This is a genomic window from Nostoc cycadae WK-1, from assembly GCF_002897135.1.
Classification (GTDB): domain Bacteria; phylum Cyanobacteriota; class Cyanobacteriia; order Cyanobacteriales; family Nostocaceae; genus Nostoc_B.
Genome location: NZ_DF978486.1, coordinates 1 through 1085, shown reverse-complemented (window position 1 = coordinate 1085; position 1085 = coordinate 1). Strand labels below are relative to the sequence as shown.

General features: G+C 36.7%; 1 pseudogene. It reads left to right on the top strand.

The window, feature by feature from the left end:
• Positions 1–17: 17 nt before the first annotated feature.
• Positions 18–1076 (top strand): annotated as a pseudogene (locus NCWK1_RS28995) (IS630 family transposase).
• Positions 1077–1085: the final 9 nt, after the last annotated feature.

The following is a 1085-nucleotide window of genomic DNA, read 5'->3' as shown; positions in this document are numbered from 1 at the left end:
TTGTCTAATAGCTAACAATGATAAACCAGGAGCTACAATCTAAAATAGCAGAACTACAAGAATTTATAGATGAACGTCCAGATGCGCGGGAAGTAAGAAAGGCATTGGCAGTGAAGCTGGTTTATCAAAGCTACAAGTATGAGGAAATTCAAACAATTTTAGATGTTTCACTTGGTTCAATCACAATATGGAAACAAGCCTATGAGAAAGATGGAATTCTAGGACTGCGCTTGAAACACAAAGGGAGAAAAAGCCACCTGAATACTCAACAAAGAGAAGAAGTACTAGCTTGGTTACAAACAAAGGAATGTTGGGAACTTGGCGAACTTGAGTATAAATTGGCTTTTGAATATGATGTAATTTATGAATCAAAACGGAGTTATTATGACTTGTTTGATGCAGCAGGATAAGGATGGAAGAAGACTTCTTCTGCAAATCTAAAAGTTAATGAAGAAGCAGTCGCCGCAAAAAAAAAGAGATTTCATCACTGTTGGCAAGCCGCCGAGAAGATATAGAAGCCGGTCTATTGAGAGTCTTGCTATTAGATGAGTGTCATTTACTTTGGGGAGATAGCATTGGATATGTTTGGGGTAGAACTGACCAAGAAATAAGCATTCCAATTAGTAACGAACGAGATAAACAAACTTCAGGGTGGAGCAGTTGACTATCTAGATAAGAATTTATTGTTGAAAACTTACGATACAGCTAATTCAAAAAATACGATTGATTATCTCAGCTATTTACTAGAAGAGTCACCTAACCAACAATTACTCATTTTTTGGGATGGAGCTAGTTATCATCGTTCAAAAGAAATTCAAAATTTTTTAGCATCTATTAACCAAGGTTTACCTCTAGAGCAATGGAAAATTTATTGCGTCCGCTTTGCTCCTAACTGTCCCTCCCAAAACCCCATAGAAGATGTTTGGTTGCAAGCAAAAACTTGGGTGCGACGTTTTTGTGCTTTAATCCCAACATTTTCTCATCTTAAGTGGATGTTTGAGTGGTTCATTAAAAACACTCTCTTTGATTTTCCGTCTCTCCAGATGTACGGATCATTTTCAAAAATCAAATACTAGTCCTATAGT